This window comes from Comamonas halotolerans (assembly GCF_030162935.1).
Taxonomy (GTDB): Bacteria; Pseudomonadota; Gammaproteobacteria; order Burkholderiales; family Burkholderiaceae_C; genus Comamonas; species Comamonas halotolerans.
Genome location: NZ_JASAUZ010000012.1, coordinates 290665 through 312533, shown reverse-complemented (window position 1 = coordinate 312533; position 21869 = coordinate 290665). Strand labels below are relative to the sequence as shown.

The following is a 21869-nucleotide window of genomic DNA, read 5'->3' as shown; positions in this document are numbered from 1 at the left end:
CTGTCTTTGCTGTAACTCCGCTTAACGGGTCAGCCAGTTTTGGAACTGCTTGCCCAGCGAGTCACCCTTGTCGGCCCAAAAACCAGCGTCAATTTGCAAAGAATTTTTGAAGTTGGCAGGCGCTGTCGGAAGGTCGTTCAAGCGTTCGGCATCAATCAGATCAATGGCCTTTTTACGAGGTGGTGCATATGGGATGTAATTGGTCAGGTCGGCATAACGCTGCGGCTGCGAAGCAAAAGCAATGAACTCAGCAGCCACTTTGGCGTTCTTGGCCCCTTTGGGAACGCCCCACCATTCGAAGTCATACAACTGGGCATCCCAAACAACCTTAAATGGCTTGCCATCTTTTTTCACTGCATCCGAGATGCGACCGTTGTACGCTGCGACCATGGCCACTGCGCCATCAGCCAACAGCTGCGGCGCCTGAGCGCCCGAATCCCACCACACAATGCTGTTCTTGATGGTGTCGAGCTTCTTGAAAGCACGCTCCACACCAGCCTTGGTTGCCAGCGTTTTGTAAACGTCGTCCTGGGCCACACCGTCAGCCATCAACGCCCATTCCAACGTACCCTTGGCTAACTTGCGCATGCCACGCTTGCCTGGGAAGGTCTCGATGTCAAAGAAGTCTTGGATGCTGGTGGGCGAACCGCTGATCTTGGTGCTGTCGTAGGCATACACCGTAGACCACACCATGCTGGCCACAGCGCAGTCGCTGATGGTGCCGGGCAAGAAGTCCTGCGTGTCACCCAGCAGCTTTTTGTCAAAGCGCTCCAGCAAACCTTCTTCGCAAGCGCGCATGGCATCGCTGGCTTCCAGATCCACAATGTCCCAAGTCACGTTCCTGGCCTGCACCATGGCTTGCAACTTCGCCAGTCCGCCGCTGTAAGACTGGTAGGTGAATTCATGCTTGGTTTGCGCAGTAAAGGGCTCAAAGTACGCGGGTTTGACCGCGGCTTCATAAGCACCACCAAAGGTCACCACCGACAATGTGTCAGCGTGGACAGAAGCAGTCCATCCAGCACAGGCCGTAACCGCAAGAGCAAGGGCGCGCAGAGCAGGGGAGCGTAGTGACATAGCAAGTTTCCTCGGGTTATGGGTAAGGTTGGCAAAAGAACTCGGTACGAGCTGTGCAGTCAGTCAAACCGTGGGTTGGTGCAGGACCTTGCAGTCTTCTGGCCGCCAGTGGACAGTGACGGCATCACCAATGGTGGGATAGCTGGCATGCTGGTCGTTGGATAGCTTGGCAACGATCTGTTGCCCGCTGGGCAACGCCAGTTCCACGCGGTAGTGGTCGCCGCAGTAAATGAGCTTGCTGACTTTGGCGCCAAGAACATTGCTGTCAGTGCTGTGCAATGTGCCTAAATGCGTGCGCTCAGGGCGCAAGGCCAGTGTCGCCGCACCCGCAGCACGCAGGCCATCGCTGCGCCGCCCACGTACCCTGGTGCCATCGCTCAGTTGCATCACCGCCCAATCGTCAGACATCTCCACGAGGCGGCCCTGCAGACCATTGTTCTCACCGACAAAGTTGGCGACGAACGCGTTGCGCGGGTTTTCATACAGCTCGGACGGGGGAGCCAATTGCTGGATATAGCCTTCGGAGAAAACCGCGACCCTGTCTGACATGGTCAGCGCCTCACTCTGGTCGTGCGTGACGTAAACAATCGTCAAACCCAACTCGCGGTGCAGACGCATGATTTCGTACTGCATGGTCTCGCGCAGACGCTTGTCCAATGCGCCCAATGGTTCGTCCATCAATACGACTTTGGGCTCAAACACCAAGGCTCGCGCCAATGCAACGCGCTGCTGCTGACCACCAGACAGCTGAGTGGGACGTCGGTTGGCCAGGTGGCCCAGCTCCACCATGTCCAGCGCACGCTGCACCCTGGTTTTTTGTTCAGCCCTGGAGATTTTTCTCACCGACAGCGGAAACGCAATGTTGTCGGCAATGCTCAGGTGCGGGAACAGTGCATAGTTCTGAAACACCATCCCGATATCACGCTGGTGCGGCGGCTTGTCATCCAGGCGCTGACCATCGATCAGGATGTGACCCAAAGTCGGAGATTCAAAACCCGCCAACATCATCAATGTGGTCGTTTTGCCAGACCCGGAAGGACCCAGCAACGAAATGAATTCACCACGTGCTACCTCCAGGTTCAGTCCGCGCACCACGTACTGACTGCCGTCGTAGGTTTTGTCGATTTGCCGAAAGGCGATAAAGGGCGATGACATCTCAGACATGTGCCTCCCTTTCACGCAACCGTTGCCAAATGCCCGGCGAGGCGCTTGGCCAAATAACACGCAAAGTCGAAGTTTGGTCGCTCTAAACGATTGAGTTGTCCAGGTGCAGCAAGTGGTGCTTGCACTCCGCGGAACACCGACTCAACACCCAAGCGGTCCTCTGCATTGACTTCGTCCAGCAGCTTTTTCAGCTGACCGATGTACTCCTGTCCCTTCGGGTCAGATACGAACTCTGGGGCCAAACCGCCACCAAAGCGAATGTGCACTTTGTTCACGCCACGCGGCTGTAGCGACAGGTACCAGAAGTAGCCAGGCGTCAGTGTGATCAGGTGCGAAGGGTAGACCGCCAGCAGTGCCGTGGTCTTGCGCCAGTGCCCTTCCAATCGCTGGTTGTCAGGATGGGCATTTCCGATGGGCAGCGAGGCTTCTTTGGTAATCCAGTGGTAGTTAAAAGCTTCCAGACCGGGCGGGCACTCCATTTCTTCCAGCTTGGAATGCGGGCCAACCGTGGCGCGATGCAGCATCGGCAGGTGGTAACTCTCCATGAAGTTTTCCGCGAGGATCTTCCAGTTGGTGTCCCACACATGCTCTTCATAGAACGTCTCGACATAGTTCTCCATCTGGTATGGGGCAATCAGCTTTTCCAGCTCCGCCAAACGCTCAGCGACAGGTATGGCATCAGGGTCCAGGCTCACATAAATCCATCCTTGCCAGACTTCACAACGCACGGGCGGCAGCTTGTAAGACTCTTTGCAAAAGCCTGGCTGCTCGGCCATCATGGGTGCGCCGCGCAGATCGCCATCCAGCGTATAGGTCCACGCGTGGTAAGGGCAGACGATGGCACGTGTGTTGCCGCGGCCTTCCAGGAGAACCGCCATGCGGTGCATGCAAACATTGGACATGGCTCGCAAGCTGCCATCGCCATGGCGCACCACCGCCACCGGTTGTCCATTGATGTCTGCCGTCAGATAGTCACCTGTCTTAGCCAAGACGCTGGCACGTCCCACACATTGCCATTCCTGACCAAAGATGCTGTGCTGCTCCATCTCCAAAAAACCATTTGAGGTGTACACCTCGGGTGGCATGGCACGGGCTTGTTCAAACGGCATTTCACATGAAGCGCTCAGCTTTGCCAGTGCATGCAAACCGTCTTTTGGAATGTGTCCATCGGACTTAGGCATGAAACGAATTTCGTGGGTATCTTGCATGGCTTGTCGCTTGAGTACGTTGATTCGGGAGCAGTGCAAACAGTAAGAAAAAATGTGTTTGCATCAGGGCTGTTGACATCAATTTACGTAGCGCAAGCGCATCTGCAAAATACATTTAGAACATGCATGGCAGTGCTTTCAGCTATGCAGCCAATCGGGGCACAAAGTCCCGAAAGCGGGGCGCTTTAGAGCGAAAAATGTGCACTCATGGTGCAGAAAAAGCTGTTTTTTCCAGCCCAAGCACAGACAGCGCCTATGCAAGACCGTGACAGCAAATCAGGTTTAGATCTTGCATACCCCTGCCGCTCTTGCGTGGCACTTCAGCGAGCGCAAGCCAGACCATCGATGCGCGCTTTCAGATGGTCTTTTCTCCCCTCTCTCTTGTCTCCCAACATTTCGGAATCCGTTATGAAATCCCGTGCTGCCGTTGCCTTCAAGGCTGGTGAACCTCTGCAAATCGTTGAAATTGATGTAGCCCCACCTCAGAAAGGGGAAGTACTGATCAAGATCACTGATACCGGCGTGTGCCACACCGATGCGTTCACACTCTCTGGTGCTGATCCAGAAGGCCTGTTTCCTGTGGTGCTCGGTCATGAAGGCGCGGGGATCGTGGTTGAAGTCGGCGAAGGTGTGACCAGCGTGAAGCCTGGTGACCACGTCATCCCGCTATACACCGCCGAATGCGGTGAGTGCCTATTTTGCAAGAGCGGCAAGACCAATCTCTGCACAGCGGTACGCGCCACCCAAGGCAAAGGCGTGATGCCTGATGGCACCACGCGCTTTTCCTACAACGGCCAGTCCATCCACCACTACATGGGTTGCTCGACGTTTTCAGAGTACACCGTGGTGGCTGAAGTCTCTTTGGCCAAGGTACACCCCGACGCGAACCCGGAACAGGTCTGCTTGCTGGGTTGTGGCGTGACCACGGGCCTGGGCGCAGTGAAAAATACCGCCAAAGTGCAGGAAGGTGATACCGTGGCCGTGTTCGGTTTGGGTGGCATTGGTCTGGCCGTGATTCAAGGCGCCAAACTGGCCAAGGCTGGTCGCATCATTGCTGTTGATACCAACCCCTCCAAGTTCGACTTAGCCACCACATTTGGTGCCACCGATTGCGTCAATCCCAAAGACTATGACAAGCCAATCCAACAAGTCATTGTCGAGATGACTGGCTGGGGTGTGGACCACAGTTTTGAGTGCATTGGCAATGTCAGCGTCATGCGCGCAGCGTTGGAATGTGCGCACCGTGGATGGGGACAGAGTGTAGTCATTGGCGTAGCCGGTGCAGGCCAGGAAATCTCCACCCGCCCGTTCCAATTGGTCACTGGTCGCAAGTGGCTGGGCACAGCATTTGGAGGCGTCAAGGGGCGAAGCGAGTTGCCTGGCATGGTGGAAGATGCCATGAGCGGCAAGATCCAGCTCGAACCCTTTGTGACGCACACCATGCCCTTGGAAAAAATCAATGAAGCGTTCGATCTGATGCACGAAGGCAAGTCGATACGCTCAGTAATCAAGTTCGCACAGGCTTAAGGCTGCTGCATCCTTAAACAAGCGCACGCTTTGTATTACATGGCACTGACATGTCATGCATGCAGTGCCCTTGCTGGGGCTGCTGGATAGCAGCCCCACTTCACTTTTACACTGCACTTGCAACACGTCTGGCACACAAACTGCTTTAAACCAGCATCTTGTATACATCTAGGTATTCATCATGCTGATTGGCACATTCGACGACTGGAAGCGCGCGTACAACGAAGGGGGTTGCCCCGCTCAATTGCTGGAGGCTCAGCGCCAGGCTTTGCAGGCCGATGACGCTGCCTGGATCTGCATTGCGAGCGCACAACAGTTGCAGACCCAGATTACGGCCTTGCAAGCACTGGAAGTGGTCCATGGGCGAGCACAACTTCCCTTGTTTGGCATTCCTTTTGCCGTCAAGGACAACATTGATGTGCAGGGCTTTACCACCACAGCTGCCTGCCCTGCTTTTGCCTATGAGGCACAGGCCGATGCCACGGCCGTACAACGGCTGAAAAATGCAGGCGCCATCGTCTTGGGAAAGACCAATCTCGATCAGTTCGCAACCGGCCTGGTTGGTACACGCTCCCCTTATGGCGTGGTGCACAACACGATTGATGCCACATTGATTGCCGGAGGTTCCAGCTCTGGCTCTGCCTCTGTGGTGGCGCGTGGCCTGGTGCCATTTGCGCTGTCCACGGATACCGCTGGTTCTGGCCGCGTACCCGCAGCGTTCAACCAGATTGTGGGCCTCAAGCCCACACCCGGTGCAGTGCCAAGCACTGGTTTGGTGCCGGCCTGCCGCACACTGGATTGCATCGGCGTGCTGGCCTTGAATGTGGCAGACAGCGGCTTGGTGATGAGCCTCATGGAAGGACCAGACGACATCGACAGCTATGCACACGCTCGGCCTTTTGTGAGCAAGCCACAAGCGCTGTCCGCATTGCGTGTTGGAGTGCCACAGGGACGCCGCTTGTCTGCCGATTACGAAGCCGCATTCACTGACTTCGTGGCTTCTTTGCAGCCACAAACAGCTGCTGTGCAAACAATGGCCTTTGACACCTTGTTTGAAGTGGCCAACCTGCTGTATTACGGGCCCTGGGTGGCAGAGCGCGTGGTAGGTGCACGCAGTATTTACTCAACGCAGCCAGAAGCCTTGTTGCCCGTGATTCGCCAGGTGCTGGATGTGCACCAACGCTTTGATGCCGCCGACACGTTTGCCGCACAGTACCGCTTGCAGGATTTGAAGCTGCAGGCGGAGAAGATATGGAATGACGTCGACGTGCTGTGCGTACCCAGCGCACCGCGCCACCCTACGATTCTGGAAGTGCAGGCAGACCCGATTGCAGTCAATTCCGAGATGGGTACTTACACCAATTTTGTGAACCTTCTGGGCTGGTCTGCGATCGCCATTCCAGCCTCCCGGTTGCCCAATGGCTTGCCGTTTGGCGTCACCTTGATTGCCCCCGCTTGGCGTGAGCCGGATTTGCTGCACTGGGCACAGCAGCTAGAAGCCACAGCGGCCCTGTCCGCAGGCACTACCGGATTGCACAGTCATGCCAATGCCGCGCTGCCAAGATGGCAAGTTCCTACACAAGGTCCGACGCTGGAGGTGGCAGTCGTCGGAGCACATTTGCGCGGCATGCCACTGAATGACGAACTCCTCGCCTGTGGAGCACGATTCAAAGAGGCTACATACACCGCGGCCAATTACCGCCTGTATGCACTGCAAGGCACGGTGCCACCCAAACCAGGTTTGGCCAGGTCCAACGATGGTGCTGCGATTGTGGTGGAGGTGTGGGATATGCCTATTTCCAACTTTGGCCGCTTTGTGGCGGGCGTTCCAGGCCCACTGGGCATTGGCAGCGTGCAGCTGCAAGATGGGCGCGTGGTCAAGGGATTTATCTGTGAAGGACAGGCGCTGGAGCAAGCCACCGACATAACGAAGTTTGGTGGCTGGCGCGCGTATTGCGAAGCATGCTGATACGCCCCATGCTACGCACATAAACCGTGCACAGCATGTGATAACAAGCACCATAAGGAGACATTGGATGCCCCCCCTCAGTCTGGCCCACGTGGCCTACGAAAAGTTGCGCCAGGCATTGGACAATTTTCACTATGTGCCGGGAGACCGTTTCAGCGAAAACGAAGTAGGTGCCATGCTCGGCATGAGCCGAACACCCGTTCGCGAAGCCTTGGTTCGTCTGCAACGTGAGGGCTATATCTCCGTGATGCCGAAACTGGGCTGGGTGGTGAACCAGCTGGATTTCAACGTATTTGAACAGTTGTATGACGTACGTGCGGTGCTGGAATGCGCAGCCGTTGACCTGCTGGTGGAGGCAACAGACGTCGCTCAGCGCTTGTCGGCATTGACTACGTTGTGGTGTGTACCTGCTTTCGCGCGCCAGACTGACGCTGCACAAGTTTCACGCATGGACGAATGCTTCCACATGGACCTGGTAAGCGCCAGCGGCAACCAGGAGATGGCACGTATTCACAGAGATATCACCGATCGTATTCGTATCGTTCGGCGTCTGGAGTTCACACGCAACTATCGTATGGAAGCCACTTACGAGGAGCATGCCAATATCCTGCACATGCTGCTGCAGCGTGATGCGCTGCAAACCAAGCAACTGCTGCAAAAACACATTCGCATCAGCCGTGACGAGGTCAAAAACATCACCTTGCATACCCTGCAAAACGCACGCAAACACTCCTCCGATCTGCAGCACACATGAAGTGCGGAGCGAACAAAAAAGCACAGCCCATGCTGTGTTTTTTTGGCTTTTTTTGGAGACTACGCGTGCTGTCGCAATGCTTGCAGCAGCACTCCATCGGAGCGTGCCAAGGCATTCAAAATGCTGAAATGATCTGCACCTTCCACAGACAGCAACACATCGTTGATGCAGTGCATGCGGTGCTGTGCAAACGCCTGGCTCTGTGCCTGCAGCTGCATCAATTCCACACTACCAAATGCGGTGACAAAAGGCTTGTCACACACAGGCTGACGCAAGGGGCTGAGCGATGCAATGTCTGCGTCTGACAAATGCAGCGCCGCGTTCAAATACGTGTGGGCAATAGGTCCCAGATCGTAGATGCCGCTGATCCCCAGACCTGCCACCACACCGGGTGCCTGTAGACCCATGGCCGTCAGATGCCCTCCCGCTGACCAACCGCTCAACAGTACACGATCCGCAGCACCCTGCTTGTGTGCATGCGCGCGCACTGCAGCAATGCCTTGGTGCACCTCCTGCACGATCTCCGATAGCGTCGCATGCGGCGCGAGGGTATAGCCGATCAGCGCCACATTCAGGCCATGTTGCAAAGCGCCTTCTGCAACAAAACGGAACGTGTTCTTATGCCGCATCTGCCAATAGCCACCATGAATAAACAGCAATGTGGCAGCGCCTTTGGAGCCATGGAAAAAATCCAGTTTTTGTCGCTCCTTGTCTCCATATGGCACATCCAGATCGGCACTGCAGCGCTTTACCAGCGCTGCGCTGCGGGCTTCAAATTCGGCCAGCTGGAGAGCACTGTCAGATACCGCTCGCGTATTGTCGTACGCCGCATCCCGAGCGGCTTGCGACAGATGCAACAATGTGTCCAGCATCACGCGGCTCTTGCATGGTGGACCACATGGCTGCTGAGCATCTCTGTCAACTCCTGGCGTACCAGATTGAACTCCGGCGCAGTGATGCAGCGCGGGCGCTCCAGCGGTATTCGGTAGTCACGCTCGACACGGCCTGGGCCTGCCGTCATGACCACCACGCGATCAGCCAACAGCACCGCTTCCTCCACCGCATGCGTGACAAAAATCACAGTGAGTTTGGTCTTGGCCCAGATTTCCAGCAGCTCCTGCTGCAGCACTTCGCGCGTCAGCGCATCCAGCGCACCAAAGGGCTCATCCATCAGCAGCACTTCACACTCGTTGGCCAGCGCACGTGCTATCGAAACCCGCTGCTTCATACCGCCAGAGAGCTGATTCGGGAAATGGTCGGCGAACTTCGTCAAACCCACCATGTTCAGATAGTAGTCCGACACCTCCTTGAGCTTGGCGTCCGAGAAACCGCGCTGCTTGGGGCCAAAGGCGATGTTCTGACGCACCGTCAACCAGGGAAACAGTCCATAGTCCTGGAACACCATGCCACGTTCAGGCGCTGGTTCTGCAATCGGCGTGTAGTACATCTTGGCCACACCACTAGAGACTTTTTCAAAACCTCCCATGATGCGCAGCAAGGTGGATTTGCCACAGCCCGAGGCGCCTATCAGACAGATGAATTCGCCTTTATGAATTTGCAGATTCACGTCTTTGAGCGCATGAATCGGTCGCCCATTCAAGCTGAATACCTTGCTGACATTGGCGATGTCGAGAATGGGTGCGGGAGTGCGGTGTGCGAGGATCTCAGACATTGTGTTGCGGGCTCCACTTGAGCAGAAGGTTGTTGAGGACGACCAGGATGCGGTCGGTGACAAAGCCAGTAAAACCAATCACCACCATGCCGGAGATGACCACATCGGTACGCGAGAGCATGCGGCCATCCATGATGGCTGCGCCCAAGCCTTCAGGCACGCCGGTCATTTCGCCCACGACAATCAGAAACCATGCGATGCCATGGCCCAGGCGCAGGCCGTTGAAGATGGAGGGCATGGCCGCTGGCAGCACCACCTGACGGAACATGGAAGTTCCCTTGCAGCCCAGCATGGCTGCCGCTTCAAACAAGCGTGGCTCGACTGACTTCACCCCAAATGTGGTGTTGATGACGATGGGAAAAAACGCCCCCAGAAATACCAGGAAGATGGCGGCATTCGGGCCCACACCAAAAAAGATCATGGACAGTGGCAACCAGGCTGTAACCGGTACCGGGCGCAGCATTTGCAGCGTAGGGTCCACAAAACGGCGTATGGCAGCGTTTTTTCCGATGACCAGACCCAGAGGGATACCAACCAGTGCTGCCAGCGCAAAAGCCCCGTAAACACGCGACATGGACTGGATCCAGTGCACCCCCAGGGTTTCGCTGAAAGCATCGTCATAAATGCCGCCAAATGCAAAATCCCAGAGCATGACCCCCACTTCCCTGGGCGGTGGCACCAGCATGGTGCCGGAGACACGCACCGCCAGGTCCCACGCCAACAATAGCAGCAGAGGCAGTACGGCAGGCACCAGCCATGTCGTCATCCACACTCGGGCTGCACTGGGTTGCGGAGGCAGCACCAGCGTCGTCAGCGGCGGAGCAGCAGTCGCAGCACTGACAGCACTGCCTACGGGTGTTTCAAGGACAGGGGATGACATGACAAGGATTCCTAGTACTGGCAAGGGAAGATGCGGGCACGACGCTGCATGCCCTGTGTGGCGGCATTACGACTTGGGGTTCAGATCGGTCACGATGAACTTGCTGTAGTCGGGCAGCTTGCGGATCTGCTTGCGCTCCAGCATCAGAGAGCCGTAATACTTGCTGCGTGACACCCAGTCTTCGTCAATCTTCCAGGTCAGCTGCACGTTGTCGGCAGCCAGATTGGCCACATCTGCCGGAAAGCCCAGCTTGGCCCCCGCCAGCTCCACCAGTTCCTTGCGGTGTGCCATGGCGTATTCAGACGCCTTGCGATGGATGTCCAGGAACACCTTGGTCAGCTCGGCATTGTTTTTGACGGTGTCCGCATGTGCGGTCATCACCATGTTCACCGAGCCTGTGGGCGTGGAGTATGGGTACTCCAGTACCTTGCCTACATTGCGCAGCACCGTAATGGAAGGACCTGGCTCGGCGCCCACAAATGCGTCGATATCACCACGTTCCAGCGCACCAGCCATTTCACTGAAAGACACGCGCACCGACTTCACATCCTTGATGGTCATGCCTTCTGCCTTCAGCCGGTCGTTGAAAACCGCTTCCTGCGTTGACCCGGGCAGGATCCCCACGCGCTTGCCCTTGAGGTCCTTGAAGCTCGCAATACCACTGGTCTTGGCCACCACAATCGCCATCCCTCCGTTGCAAGTGGGTGCAACGATCACCACTGGCTCACCCGCAGCTGCTCCCAGCGTGGCTGCAGCTAGACCATAGGTACCGAAATCCACAGACTTCGTGACCACGGCGTTTTTGCCATCGGTCGGGGTCTCGAAAGGCACAACTTCGATCTTGTAGCCGGGAGGCGTGAACTTTTCATAGAAGTAGGGTGTGATGCCGTGGATCAGCTTGAGTGTGCCTACTTTGATCACCTTGTCCTGTGCATGCGCCAATGTCGGTGCAGCCATGGACAGTGCCAGCGCAGAAGAGATCATAGAAGCGAGCAATAGACGGCGAGACAGCATGGCGATTCCTTTGAGATGCAGGTCTTGGACAAATCGTGAGGCACTTGAATACAAGCCAGTACACAAGCACTTGAAACCTTTAATGCAAGTGCCATGCCAGCTTGGCTGCTGCCCGTACGGTGCTTCTTGCCCGACTTCTTTTCTGTGTGTCCCCATGGCTGCATGCACCATTTGCGCGCGTTATCCTGCCCTTTTGCACCAGCCTTGCGAGCCCTGTGCGCACCAGTTGCAACCATCACTCACAACACCATCGGATCGAACGCAGTAAGCTACGCCATATAGATAGCTGCCAACACACGTCAAGAAAGGATGTCATGCACCACACCATATCCACCGCTCTGATCGCCCTTGCAGCCTCCAGCTTGAGCCTGGGCGTCCAAGCCAAAAGCCCTGCTCAGTGGCAAGCCCTCACGAGCAATTTGCAAGTGAGCCTGGAACAGGCCATTGGCCATGCCACCCAGGCAGTGCCCGGCAAAGTGCTGGAAATCGAACTGGACGATGGTGATGGCGCTGGAGTGCGCTATGAAGCCCAGGTGCTCACCCCTGCAGGCGACAGCGTGGAAGTCTGGGTCGATGGCAGCAATGGTCAGGCGCGCCAGCATGAACACGACGGCAAGGCCAAGCGCAAAGACGTGCAACGTGCGCAGGAAGCCAAGATAGACATCACCCAGGCCATCAAGGCTGCGACTTCACACACTCCTGGCAAAGCCATCAAAGCCGAGCTGGACAACCACTGGGGCACGGTCAGCTATCAGGTGGATGTGCTGCAAGCGGATCACACCGTCATGGAAGTCAAGCTCAATGCAGCAGATGGCTCCGTCATCCGTGCCAAACGCGACTAAAACTTACCAGAAACTACATACACCATGCGCAAAGCCAAAGTTGCCGTCATTGCTCTTATCACCGCCCTGCTAGGCTTCGGTGGAGGTTATTTTTTCTATGCCAATACCGTGGCACGCTATGACGCCATGAGCAGTGTCTGCGTGGCTATGCAGGAGGCCGTCAGCAACCAACTGCTCAGCACCGAGCAGGTCCGTACCTTGGGGGTTCTCACTGGCAGCACCCTCAAGCGCCAATACAGCTCGGTCGCAGACAAGCTCAGCATCCCCAAGGAAGGCGCTGCCAAAGCTGCAGAAGGTTCTGTTTGCAGCCAGTTCCTGGCCGGTGTGCACCAATCCCCTTAAGTTCATCCCTTCGACTGCAAGCTCTGCAAGCACCTTAACGGCACAAGCCTGCGCATATTGCGCAGGCTTTTTTGTGCGCGCCGCACAGCCTACCAACGCTCGCTATAGTGCGCAAGCGCCGGGCTGCAATGCATGTTTTTTTGACATCCGCCTGACTTATCCGGCCGGCTGCGGCGTACCAGACAACTTCAACCAGCAACGCTCTGCTTCGTTGCTGCTCTCATTGCTTTTGACCATGAAACCCGCCATCCGCATCGTGGACGTTGACCGTCTCGAGACCTGGAGCAAATACAAACCCGGAATGTGTGACACATGTGGAGCCAACTGCTGCACCATGCCGCTGGAAGTTCAGCTTTCTGACCTGGTTCGGCTCGAAGTGGTGGACCAGTTTGAGGTGGACAACGTCGATCACAAGTTGATCGCCAAACGGCTGCTCAAGGCCAAGCTCATCGACCATTACAACACTAAACACAACATCTTCACCATGGCACGCCGAGCCAGTGGAGATTGCAACTTCCTGGATGCGCAGACGCGCCGCTGCACCGTGTATGAAAAGCGCCCGGAAACCTGTCGCTTACACCCCAAAAAGGGACCAAAACCTGGATGGTGCGCCTATGGTGACCAGCGCATACGCTAAGAACGTGTCCACGTTCTAACTTTTTGATTGAATTTGGAATGCCATGAACACCTTGCACATTGCCACTGCCTGCTTGCTCAATCCCCAGCACGAAATCTTGCTGGTTCGCAAAAAGGGCAGCCGTTTCTGGATGCTGCCAGGGGGCAAACTGGATGCAGGTGAAACCGCTTCGCAGGCCTTGCAGCGTGAACTCTCGGAAGAGCTCCAGTGGCAAGCGCCAGCAGCCATGTTCCACCATCTCGGTGACTTTGAAAACCAGGCAGCCAATGAAGCCAACACCCTTGTAAAGGCACAAGTTTTCATCGCCGCCCTTGCGACCCCCCCTTCGCTACACATTGCAGCGGAAATCGAAGCCATGCAGTGGTGGGATGTGCGTCGTGAGGGGGAACAGGAAAACTTGGCACCTTTGCTGCGTGAGCAAGTCATTCCTGCAGTCATCGCACACTTGCAACACTGCGCACAGCCTGCTTGAGCAGGCTGGCAGGTTGCCAGATACGCATAAAAAAAGCAGCCCTTGGGCTGCTTTTTTCAGAGTCGCGTATCACTCCTCGTCTGGCACTTCCACCATCGGTTCTTCCAGTTTGCGCGCCTGGATCTTGTCGATGATCTTTCCATCCATGTCCACGACCTCGAACTCCCAGGATTCCCAGACCACCTTATCGGTCTCGGTGGGCAACTTACCAGTCAGCAGCATCAGCATGCCGCTCAGGGTTTGATAACGCCCTTTTTCCTCTTCAGGAACCGTCTTCAGGCCCAGGCAGTCTTTGAGTTCCACGATCGGGATGTGACCATCCAGCAGCCAGCTGCCATCGTCACGCTGAACCGCCCAGGAATCACTGGGATCTTCAGTCATGAATTCACCCGTGATGGCTTCGGTCAGATCGCGTACCGTGACGATACCTTGTACTTCGCCATACTCGTCAATCACAAACGCCATGGGTGCACCCGACGCCTTGAAGTTCTCCAGCAATTCCATGCCGGTGATGGTTTCAGGAATGTAGATGGGCTTGTGAATCAACTCTTTGGAGTCCTGCAGATCGCGTTTTCCCTTCAAGGCATTGGCCAGCCACTGGCGCGAATTGATCACGCCCAGCAGATTTTCAAAGTTGCCATCAATCACTGGATAACGCGCGTGATTGTGAGACTCGACAATAGCCATGTTTTCTTCAAATGGCAGGCTCACGTCCAGACACACCACATCCGAGCGCGGCACCATCAACGAAGAGATTTGGCGATCGTCCAACCGGAAGAGATTGCGAATCATGGTGTGCTCGTTTTTCTCGATGGCACCCGATGTGGTGCCCTCTGCCAGCACGGCATGAATTTCATCTTCGGTCACGGAAGATTCTGTGGACTCTTTGACCCCCAGAAGCTTGAGAAGGGCCTGGGTCGAGGATGTAAGCAACAGCACAAAGGGCTTGGTCAACTTGGCAAGCAGGTTGATGGGCCGCGCCACCAGTCGTGCAATGGTTTCCGGGTTGGTCTGACCCAAGCGTTTGGGCACCAACTCACCAACGACGATCGAGAAGTAGGTAATGACAACCACCACGATGGCCGTCGCCAAAGGATCAGCAACGCTGGTGGACAACCCCATTTTCTCCAGCCAGTCCGAAAACGGACCTGCCAGTGCTGCTTCACCAAAGATACCGTTCAGCACACCAATGGAGGTGATGCCGATCTGGATGGTGGAGAGAAAACGTGTGGGGTCTTCGCCAAGCTTGAGCGCAGCTGCGGCGGCGGTATCGCCCTCATCGATCAACTTTTGTAACCGTGCCTTGCGCGCTGTGACCAGCGCAATTTCAGACATGGCAAACACGCCATTGAGGATGATGAGGGCGATAAGTATAGGAATTTCCATGATGGTTTTGAGCGTCCTTTCAAAATCGCTCTAGCTAACAATAACAGACTGGAGATTAATGGATAAATCCAAAATGCAGGCCAAACAGGATTGCAACCCCCAAAGCGACCCGGTAGATCACAAAGAAACCGAAGCCCCTGCTGGAGATAAGGCGCATGAACCAGACGATCACTGCATATCCCACCAGAAATGCCACAACGGTCGCAAGCAGGGTCATCCCCCACTGTTCGCCTGACATGGGCTCGCGCTTGAACAGCAACATGTAAAAGCCTGACAGCAATACTGCTGGAATGGCCAGCAGGAAAGAAAAGCGGGCTGCAGCTTCACGGGTCATCCCCAGCAGCAGGCCTGCAGTAATCGTGCCACCCGAGCGGGAGACGCCTGGGATCAGTGCCATGGCCTGCGCAAAGCCCAGCAAGATGCCGTCTTTCCACCCCAGATGACCGATTTGACGACTCTGAGTTCCCCGCTTTTCCGCCCAACCCAGCAGCAAGCCGAACACGATCAGCATGACGGCGGTGATCATCAGCGTGCGGAAGGTGGTCTCAATCCAGTCGCGCATGAGCAGTCCCAGCACACAGATCGGAATGGTCCCCAGGACAACCAACCAAGCCAGCTTGGCATCATGTGACAACGCCTCTCCAGACTTGCGAGTACCAATCACTGGCAAGCTGCTGAACCACGCCAGCAACATGCGCATCACATCCTTTCGGAAATAAATCAGCACCGCCAACTCTGTGCCCAGTTGGGTAATAGCAGTGAATGCGGCACCAGGATCTGCGCCACCAGGCAACAAGGGGCCAAGAATGCGCAAGTGTGCGCTCGAAGAAATGGGCAAGAACTCGGTCAATCCCTGGACCAAACCAAGAATGACCGCGTCTAGCCAACCAAAGGCTGCATGCATAGCGTGTGTGCGGTAACCGTCCAAAAAAGCAGTCGACCAGTGTAGCGCCCACCAAAAGCCTCTACCGCACAGCCTTGCGCAGGGCAGAAGCTTCCGTCAGTGAACCAGGCAACGAGGCGTGCAGAAGATATCGCATGCTCTTTCGTCTCTGTTTGCCTGTTTTTTCATCAATACGAGTCAAGACCTCATACCTAATCGTATTTTTTATTACACACATGAGATTTTAATGATTTTTTCCGTACTAAAAATAACTAACGGAGGAAGGTCTTTCACACATCCACCAGGAAAAAATGATGCGATCCAGAAACACCCATGCTTTGAATAATTTCTTTTATTACAAGATTCCACACTCTCTCTGAAACAAAAAGTTCTCTGAAAAAGCTTTTACGGTATGACCAAAAAGTTTCAGGCTGTAGAACAGTTGAGCACAGGCTGTGGATAAATTCACCAGTCATTCTGTGGACATCTAAGACACTGAATTTTTGCGATATCAAGAATTTATCCACAGAATTCACTATTCACTGCTGTGTGCATGAGTGCGATTTGATTGAAAAGATATTTTCATGGTTCTCACCGTACTTATTTCTAAATTTTCCACAGCCATTTCCTTGCCAACACATGCTCTAGGTCCCAGGTTTGCCACGATCACATACATACATTCATCCACAATCTATAATGAGTTCTCCACAAGGATGTACATTGCATGGGTGTCTGACAAGCACTTGGCATAGCCCTCTTTTTTGTTCATTTTTTAATCAGTTTCTCCAGCAGCAAGCATCAAAAAGATAAATTTACAGATGCTCTGTATGGGACAAGACTGTATTGAAAACAATTTTTCATCATCCACAGCTGCTTGCTGCAGGTCAACTTCACCACAATGAGTCAAAAAAAATGGGCCACGGAGGCTCTGGAATCCTTTGATGCGGTTGTTGCCTCCATTCCCGGATTCCGGATACGTGAGGGGCAGCGAAAAATGGCAGCCCAGATTGCCCAAACACTTGCCTGCGCACAGCTCGGCAAGGTTGATGAAGATGCGCCAGAACCAAAAAAGGCCATTGCAGTCATCCAGGCAGGAACTGGAGTGGGCAAATCGCTGGCCTACTCTGCCCCTGCCATTGCCATGGCATTGGCACGCGGCACACGTGTATTGATTTCCACAGCAACCGTGGCGCTGCAAGAGCAATTGGTGAACAAAGATTTGCCCGCCTTGGCCCAGCAATTGCCCACCCCGTTCAAATTCGCGCTGGCTAAAGGCCGTGGCCGATTTGTGTGCAAGCTCAAGCTGGAGCGGCTGGCCAGCTCGGGGGAGAACAGCGATGAAGCAGATGATTTATTCGCTGAAGAAGCGGCAGAACAACGTAAGAAGCGCCCTCAGGCAGAAACTGAAGCACGCATTCAGTTCTATGCATCCATGGCCGATGCCTTGGCCACGCATGAATGGAATGGCGACCGTGACAGCCTGCCCAATCCCCCGGAAGCTGAGGCCTGGGGGCCTGTAGCGGCAGAAGGCAGCTCGTGCACGGGCCGACACTGCCCAGTCTTCAATGACTGTACGTATTACGAGCGCCGCAAAGAGATGGTGGCTGCGCAAGTTATTGTTGCCAATCATGATTTGCTGCTTTCCAGTCTGGGGGCACGCTTGCTGCCGGACTTGAATGAAAGCCTGCTCGTACTCGATGAAGCCCACCATTTGCCTCAAACTGCGTTGTCGCAATTTGCATGCGAAATGGACATGAGCCGGCTGCAATGGATCGACAAACTGGCCAGCAGAGCCCTGCGTGTGGGGCAGCTCATGGAGGTTGATGAGATCGCCGACCTTGCTGGCTACAGCAGTGGCCTGCGCGAGCATTTGACAGAGCTTGCACGCCTTGTAATGGAGGTTTATGGAGATCAGCTCAAAGGTCAGAAAGACAGTTGGGGACCTGCGCGTGTTCGTATCCCCCGCGGAGATTTACCACTCCCCCTGCTTGAACCGCTGGCACAGGTGATGCACCATGCCAGTGGCTTTCTGGACGTGTTGCGCGCCATTGCCAAAGCACTCAAATCCGAAATCAAGGACAAGCCCGAAGAAGCACAGCGTCTGTCCCAGCTGTATGCACAAGTTGGCACGTTGGCTCCACGCCTTGAAGCTGTGCACGACACGGCCCAGCTGCTCAGCCAGCAGCCACAAACACGTGAAGACGGCTCCGAGAGCGTGCCCAATGCCAAATGGTTCACGCTCGAGGTCGATGGGGACTACATCGTGGTCAAGGGCCATGCAAGTCCTATCCTTCCTGGCGCCACGCTGCGCCACCATCTGTGGAGCCAGGTACGCGGTGGCGTGCTTACCAGCGCCACGCTCACCAGTTGTGGCAGCTTTGAATTCTTCTTGCGCGAGGCAGGCCTGCACGGTGATGCAGCAGTACAGACACTGGAAGTGGCCAGCCCCTTTGACTATGCAGCACAGGGCACATTGATTGCGCACCAGACACGCACAGATCCACGCGAAGCCGCTGCGTTCACACAAGAGATGGTGACCCAGCTGATGCACGACATCAGCCGTGTTCAGGCCGGCGCCTTGGTACTGTTTACTTCGCGCGATCAAATGCGACAGGCTGTTGATGCCCTCCCCACTGCCATGCGCAGCCAGGTATTGGTGCAAACCGCCATGCCGCGAGCCATGTTGTTGACCGAGCACCGTAACCGGGTGGAGCAAGGACTGCCGAGCATCATCTTTGGCATGCAATCCTTCGGTGAAGGACTGGACTTGCCCGGCGCCTTGTGTGAATCGCTGTTCATCACCAAGCTGCCCTTTGCACCACCCGACGACCCTGTGGGCGAATCTCGTGCCGAATGGCTTCGCACCAGCGGCCGCAACCCCTTTAATGAACTGGTGGTTCCCGCCACGGCCATACGCCTGGCGCAATGGGTTGGGCGTGCTATCCGTACCGAAGAAGATCAGGCCCATGTGTACTGCTATGACCGCCGGCTGGTCGCCACCAGCTACGGCGCGCAACTGCTCAAAGGCTTGCCGCCATTCACGCTGGAAAAGCGTTCTGCCTGAAGTGTTTCCATGGCAGTGTTCTGCATGCTATGAAATTTGTATTTCATAGCATCAGCTGCCGATTGGAATGAGAGAGTCAACACTTTTCATCCATCCAATCCTTAATGAACACCCTTTTGTCATGAGGGTGTTCAGGTGCCTTGAATATCGAGTTGCTCTCATCCTGGGAGCCTAAGTCGATGTTTCAATGCATGGTTTATTCCTTCCAGAAAACACCGAATTTTGTGTAATTTTCGTCAATGTAGTTAGCGCTAACACTTTCCTGCAGGCTGTTTTCAATCCTCCTATCATCACCTTCCCGACGACCTACCGCTGCTTTGGCTGACTGCTGTTTTTTGAACTTGCACCAGACTTAGTCAGCGGTAGGTCGTTTTTTCTTTTCCATGAAAAAACCATATTTCAACCATGGCAGATCTGATTGCTTGTCTGAAGGAGGTGGCGTGATGCGCATCCTTTCACTAATCCTTTTGGCTGTTTTGGGTATCCCGCTGACCTTGGGCGGCGGATATCTTTTGGCCCTGGGCGGAAGCCCTTTCTATGTCTTCAGCGGTGTCGTTGTACTGGCAGTTGCACTGGGCATCCTCAAGCGCCGGAGCTGGGCGACACCTCTGTATGCCCTATGGACGATGATTCTGCTGGTCTGGTCCTTGTGGGAGTCTGGATTGCACTGGTGGCCACTGGCAACCCGCCTGGGTCTGCCTGCCATCATCGGTTTTGTCCTGGCCATTCCTGCAGTCCGCCGTGGTGCCGCAGGTCAATTGCCTTTCACTTCTGGCAAGCCTGTGCTGGCTACGTCGATTCTGTCTGCAGTGGTAGCCTTCATCGGTATTCCTTTCCATTTGCATGAAACATCGGGCAGGCTTTCCATGGATGTGGTCAACGCCGACGCCAAAACCGGCGACAGCGCACAGGCTGATGGTGATTGGGAAGCCTATGCAGGCTCTCACCACGGCCAGCGTTTCTCCAAACTGGATCAGATCACCCCCGCCAATGTGAACCAGCTTGAAGTCGCCTGGCAAATTCAAACCGGCGACAAAAAAGGCCCTGGCGATGTGGGTGAAACCACCTCGCAAGCCACGCCCATCAAGATTGGCGACAGCCTGTACCTGTGTACACCGCACAGCATGGCGATTGCTCTCGATGCAGACACAGGTGCTGAAAAATGGCGCTTTGACCCTAAGGTTGGATTGGAGCCCAACCGCCAGCATCAGACTTGCCGTGGTGTGGCCTTCTTCCGCGGCGCAGCCCCCTCCCCCGTGTCTGCAGCGGCTCTGCAAGCCCCTGTTGCACCATTGGCAGAAGTTGGAGTAGCAGCAGCCAGGAATGCTGGCATGTGCCAGAACCGCATCTTCCTGCCTTCCTCCAACGCCAGGCTGTATGCGCTGGATGCAGCAACCGGTGCTCTGTGTGAAGACTTTGGTGACAAAGGTGCGATTGATCTGACGCACAACATGCCCAACAAGCAGCCTGGTTACCTGAACCCCACATCGCCTCCTGTCATCGTTGGCGAAACCTTGGTGATCGGCGCTTCGGTGAACGACAACTACGCAGTGGAATCGCCCTCGGGCGTGATCCGTGCATACAACGTGCACACCGGCAAGCTGCTCTGGAACTGGGACTCTGGCAATCCTGATGCAACAGAACCTTTTGATCCAGCCAACCCTGCGCAGGTTTACAAGGCTTCGTCGCCCAACAGCTGGACTGTGTTCTCTGCTGACGCAGAACTGGGTCTGGTCTATGTGCCGCTGGGTAATCGCGTACCTGACCAACTTGGGCAGTATCGCAATGAACATGAGGAAAAATACACCGCCGCTGTCGTGGCGCTGGATCTGAAAACAGGCAAGCTCAAGTGGCACCATCAGACTGTGCACCATGACCTGTGGGACATGGACCTGGCATCCCAGCCTGTGCTGCTGGATCTGGACCTGGAAAAAGGCCGCACACCAGCGCTTGTGCTGCCTACCAAGCAAGGTGACGTGTATGTGCTTGATCGCCGCGACGGCATGCCCATCCACGCAGTGACCGAGCGTGCGGCCCCCCAAGGCACCGACGTTCCGGGCGAGCACACCGTCCCCACACAGCCTGTGTCTGCACTGAGCTTCGAGCCACCCAAGCTGACTGAAGCGGACATGTGGGGTGCCAGCCTGATCGACCAGATGATGTGTCGCATCCAGTTCAAGCAATTGCGCTACGAAGGCCGCTACACCGCACCATCGCTGCAAGGCACCTTGGTCTACCCAGGCAACTTCGGTACCTTCAACTGGGGTTCTGTGGCCGTGGATCCGCAACGCCAAGTGATGTTTGGCATGCCCACTTACCTGGCATTCGTGTCCACATTGATTCCTCGTAGCGAACTCAAGGGTGACACCGTGATGAACCTGGGCGAGCAAGGAATCAACGCCAATGAAGGCGCAGGCTATGCCGTCAAGATGCACCCCTTCCTGTCGCCCCTGGGCGTGCCCTGCCAGACGCCACCATGGGGAACAGTGGCTGCTGCCGACCTGCGAACCGGCAAGATCGCGTACCAGTATCGCAATGGCACCATTCGCGACCTGTCGCCCATTCCGCTGCCCGTCAAGATCGGCGTCCCCGGCATTGGTGGTCCTTTGATGACGGCGTCTGGTGTTGCCTTCCTGGGCGCGGCAGTCGACGACAACTTCCGGGCCTATGACGTTGCCACTGGCGATGTGCTTTGGGACGTGCGTCTGCCCGCCGGTGGTCAGGCCACCCCCATGACGTATCTGAACAGCCAAGGTGAACAGACGGTGGTTTTGGTGGCAGGCGGTCACGGCTCCATCGGCACCAAGGCTGGCGACTACGTTATTGCCTACAAGCTCAGGAAGTAAGCCACATGCCAGCGCAGTAGCTTAAAACTGCTGCTCTTGGTGGGTAACCGGGCCTTTTCAACCTCTTTGCCGAGTGTTTGGAAAGGCCCTTTTTTTGACTGAATCTTGTCTGAAGTTTCCAGCCCTCAAGCGCTG

At 55.6% G+C, this 21869-nt stretch carries 18 protein-coding genes; 9 read left to right on the top strand and 9 right to left on the bottom strand.

Annotation, left to right across the window (positions count from 1 at the left end; genetic code table 11):
- Positions 1-21 precede the first annotated feature (21 nt).
- The 3 genes from QEP11_RS08710 to QEP11_RS08700 form a co-directional block, all read right to left on the bottom strand.
- Positions 22-1074, bottom strand: a complete 1053-nt coding sequence (locus QEP11_RS08710; RefSeq protein WP_284336243.1) for an ABC transporter substrate-binding protein — start codon at positions 1072-1074, stop codon at positions 22-24.
- Between the two features lie 63 nt (positions 1075-1137).
- Positions 1138-2229 carry an ABC transporter ATP-binding protein gene (locus QEP11_RS08705; protein ID WP_284336392.1) on the bottom strand — a complete coding sequence of 364 codons (1092 nt, stop codon included), beginning with the start codon at positions 2227-2229 and terminating at the stop codon, positions 1138-1140.
- Positions 2230-2249: 20 nt separating this feature from the next.
- The gene (locus QEP11_RS08700; RefSeq protein ID WP_284336391.1) at positions 2250-3347 is read right to left on the bottom strand and encodes an aromatic ring-hydroxylating oxygenase subunit alpha; all 1098 of its coding nucleotides are present in this window, start codon (positions 3345-3347) and stop codon (positions 2250-2252) included.
- A 507-nt stretch (positions 3348-3854) separates the two neighbouring features.
- Between QEP11_RS08700 and QEP11_RS08695 the strand changes: the two genes are divergently transcribed.
- From QEP11_RS08695 to QEP11_RS08685, 3 genes are all read left to right on the top strand, one after another.
- On the top strand, positions 3855-4973 hold the full coding sequence (locus QEP11_RS08695) for an S-(hydroxymethyl)glutathione dehydrogenase/class III alcohol dehydrogenase (protein WP_284336242.1): 1119 nt from the start codon (positions 3855-3857) through the stop codon (positions 4971-4973).
- 181 nt (positions 4974-5154) lie between these two features.
- A complete protein-coding gene (gene atzF / locus QEP11_RS08690; protein WP_284336241.1) occupies positions 5155-6942 on the top strand; it encodes an allophanate hydrolase in 1788 nt (595 codons plus the stop codon).
- A gap of 67 nt (positions 6943-7009) precedes the next feature.
- The gene (locus QEP11_RS08685; RefSeq protein ID WP_284336240.1) at positions 7010-7696 is read left to right on the top strand and encodes a GntR family transcriptional regulator; all 687 of its coding nucleotides are present in this window, start codon (positions 7010-7012) and stop codon (positions 7694-7696) included.
- Between the two features lie 59 nt (positions 7697-7755).
- Here the strand turns inward: QEP11_RS08685 and QEP11_RS08680 are convergent, their stop codons facing one another.
- From QEP11_RS08680 to QEP11_RS08665, 4 genes are all read right to left on the bottom strand, one after another.
- A complete protein-coding gene (locus QEP11_RS08680) occupies positions 7756-8568 on the bottom strand; it encodes an alpha/beta hydrolase (RefSeq protein WP_284336239.1) in 813 nt (270 codons plus the stop codon).
- Complete coding sequence (locus QEP11_RS08675) at positions 8568-9368, bottom strand: ABC transporter ATP-binding protein (RefSeq protein ID WP_284336238.1); 801 nt, start codon at positions 9366-9368, stop codon at positions 8568-8570. The genes QEP11_RS08680 and QEP11_RS08675 overlap by 1 nt, the downstream gene beginning before the upstream one ends.
- A complete protein-coding gene (locus tag QEP11_RS08670; RefSeq protein WP_284336237.1) occupies positions 9361-10248 on the bottom strand; it encodes an ABC transporter permease in 888 nt (295 codons plus the stop codon). Before QEP11_RS08670 ends, QEP11_RS08675 begins: the two co-directional genes overlap by 8 nt.
- 66 nt (positions 10249-10314) lie before the next feature.
- Positions 10315-11262 (bottom strand): ABC transporter substrate-binding protein, encoded by a 948-nt coding sequence (locus tag QEP11_RS08665; protein WP_284336236.1) that lies wholly within the window; start codon positions 11260-11262, stop codon positions 10315-10317.
- A gap of 314 nt (positions 11263-11576) precedes the next feature.
- Between QEP11_RS08665 and QEP11_RS08660 the strand changes: the two genes are divergently transcribed.
- The 4 genes from QEP11_RS08660 (at position 11577) to QEP11_RS08645 (ending at position 13555) form a co-directional block, all read left to right on the top strand.
- On the top strand, positions 11577-12104 hold the full coding sequence (locus QEP11_RS08660; RefSeq protein WP_284336235.1) for a PepSY domain-containing protein: 528 nt from the start codon (positions 11577-11579) through the stop codon (positions 12102-12104).
- A gap of 24 nt (positions 12105-12128) precedes the next feature.
- Positions 12129-12446, top strand: a complete 318-nt coding sequence (locus QEP11_RS08655; protein ID WP_284336234.1) for a hypothetical protein — start codon at positions 12129-12131, stop codon at positions 12444-12446.
- Positions 12447-12681: 235 nt separating this feature from the next.
- Positions 12682-13083 (top strand): YkgJ family cysteine cluster protein, encoded by a 402-nt coding sequence (locus tag QEP11_RS08650; protein WP_284336390.1) that lies wholly within the window; start codon positions 12682-12684, stop codon positions 13081-13083.
- A 43-nt stretch (positions 13084-13126) separates the two neighbouring features.
- Positions 13127-13555: an NUDIX hydrolase gene (locus tag QEP11_RS08645; protein WP_284336233.1), complete on the top strand. Its 429-nt coding sequence runs from the start codon at positions 13127-13129 to the stop codon at positions 13553-13555.
- A 69-nt stretch (positions 13556-13624) separates the two neighbouring features.
- On the opposite strand, the gene QEP11_RS08640 is transcribed toward QEP11_RS08645, so the two are convergent.
- Together QEP11_RS08640 and QEP11_RS08635 are read right to left on the bottom strand one after the other, a co-directional pair.
- Positions 13625-14941 (bottom strand): hemolysin family protein, encoded by a 1317-nt coding sequence (locus tag QEP11_RS08640; RefSeq protein WP_284336232.1) that lies wholly within the window; start codon positions 14939-14941, stop codon positions 13625-13627.
- Positions 14942-14996: 55 nt separating this feature from the next.
- The gene (locus tag QEP11_RS08635; protein ID WP_284336231.1) at positions 14997-15845 is read right to left on the bottom strand and encodes an undecaprenyl-diphosphate phosphatase; all 849 of its coding nucleotides are present in this window, start codon (positions 15843-15845) and stop codon (positions 14997-14999) included.
- An 877-nt stretch (positions 15846-16722) separates the two neighbouring features.
- On the opposite strand from QEP11_RS08635, the gene dinG reads away from it, so the two are divergent.
- Positions 16723-18888 carry an ATP-dependent DNA helicase DinG gene (gene dinG, locus QEP11_RS08630; RefSeq protein ID WP_284336230.1) on the top strand — a complete coding sequence of 722 codons (2166 nt, stop codon included), beginning with the start codon at positions 16723-16725 and terminating at the stop codon, positions 18886-18888.
- Positions 18889-19331: 443 nt separating this feature from the next.
- The gene (locus tag QEP11_RS08625; RefSeq protein WP_284336229.1) at positions 19332-21734 is read left to right on the top strand and encodes a membrane-bound PQQ-dependent dehydrogenase, glucose/quinate/shikimate family; all 2403 of its coding nucleotides are present in this window, start codon (positions 19332-19334) and stop codon (positions 21732-21734) included.
- The last annotated feature ends 135 nt before the right edge of the window (positions 21735-21869 follow it).

Bases quoted from the DNA above. Each gene is read 5' to 3' on its own strand.
- QEP11_RS08710 (WP_284336243.1), bottom strand. From the start codon at position 1,074: ATGTCACTACGCTCCCCTGCTCTGCGCGCCCTTGCTCTTGCGGTTACG.
- QEP11_RS08705 (WP_284336392.1), bottom strand. From the start codon at position 2,229: ATGTCATCGCCCTTTATCGCCTTTCGGCAAATCGACAAAACCTACGAC.
- QEP11_RS08700 (WP_284336391.1), bottom strand. From the start codon at position 3,347: ATGCCGTTTGAACAAGCCCGTGCCATGCCACCCGAGGTGTACACCTCA.
- QEP11_RS08695 (WP_284336242.1), top strand. From the start codon at position 3,855: ATGAAATCCCGTGCTGCCGTTGCCTTCAAGGCTGGTGAACCTCTGCAA.
- atzF (WP_284336241.1), top strand. From the start codon at position 5,155: ATGCTGATTGGCACATTCGACGACTGGAAGCGCGCGTACAACGAAGGG.
- QEP11_RS08685 (WP_284336240.1), top strand. From the start codon at position 7,010: ATGCCCCCCCTCAGTCTGGCCCACGTGGCCTACGAAAAGTTGCGCCAG.
- QEP11_RS08680 (WP_284336239.1), bottom strand. From the start codon at position 8,568: ATGCTGGACACATTGTTGCATCTGTCGCAAGCCGCTCGGGATGCGGCG.
- QEP11_RS08675 (WP_284336238.1), bottom strand. From the start codon at position 9,368: ATGTCTGAGATCCTCGCACACCGCACTCCCGCACCCATTCTCGACATC.
- QEP11_RS08670 (WP_284336237.1), bottom strand. From the start codon at position 10,248: ATGTCATCCCCTGTCCTTGAAACACCCGTAGGCAGTGCTGTCAGTGCT.
- QEP11_RS08665 (WP_284336236.1), bottom strand. From the start codon at position 11,262: ATGCTGTCTCGCCGTCTATTGCTCGCTTCTATGATCTCTTCTGCGCTG.
- QEP11_RS08660 (WP_284336235.1), top strand. From the start codon at position 11,577: ATGCACCACACCATATCCACCGCTCTGATCGCCCTTGCAGCCTCCAGC.
- QEP11_RS08655 (WP_284336234.1), top strand. From the start codon at position 12,129: ATGCGCAAAGCCAAAGTTGCCGTCATTGCTCTTATCACCGCCCTGCTA.
- QEP11_RS08650 (WP_284336390.1), top strand. From the start codon at position 12,682: ATGAAACCCGCCATCCGCATCGTGGACGTTGACCGTCTCGAGACCTGG.
- QEP11_RS08645 (WP_284336233.1), top strand. From the start codon at position 13,127: ATGAACACCTTGCACATTGCCACTGCCTGCTTGCTCAATCCCCAGCAC.
- QEP11_RS08640 (WP_284336232.1), bottom strand. From the start codon at position 14,941: ATGGAAATTCCTATACTTATCGCCCTCATCATCCTCAATGGCGTGTTT.
- QEP11_RS08635 (WP_284336231.1), bottom strand. From the start codon at position 15,845: ATGCATGCAGCCTTTGGTTGGCTAGACGCGGTCATTCTTGGTTTGGTC.
- dinG (WP_284336230.1), top strand. From the start codon at position 16,723: ATGAGTCAAAAAAAATGGGCCACGGAGGCTCTGGAATCCTTTGATGCG.
- QEP11_RS08625 (WP_284336229.1), top strand. From the start codon at position 19,332: ATGCGCATCCTTTCACTAATCCTTTTGGCTGTTTTGGGTATCCCGCTG.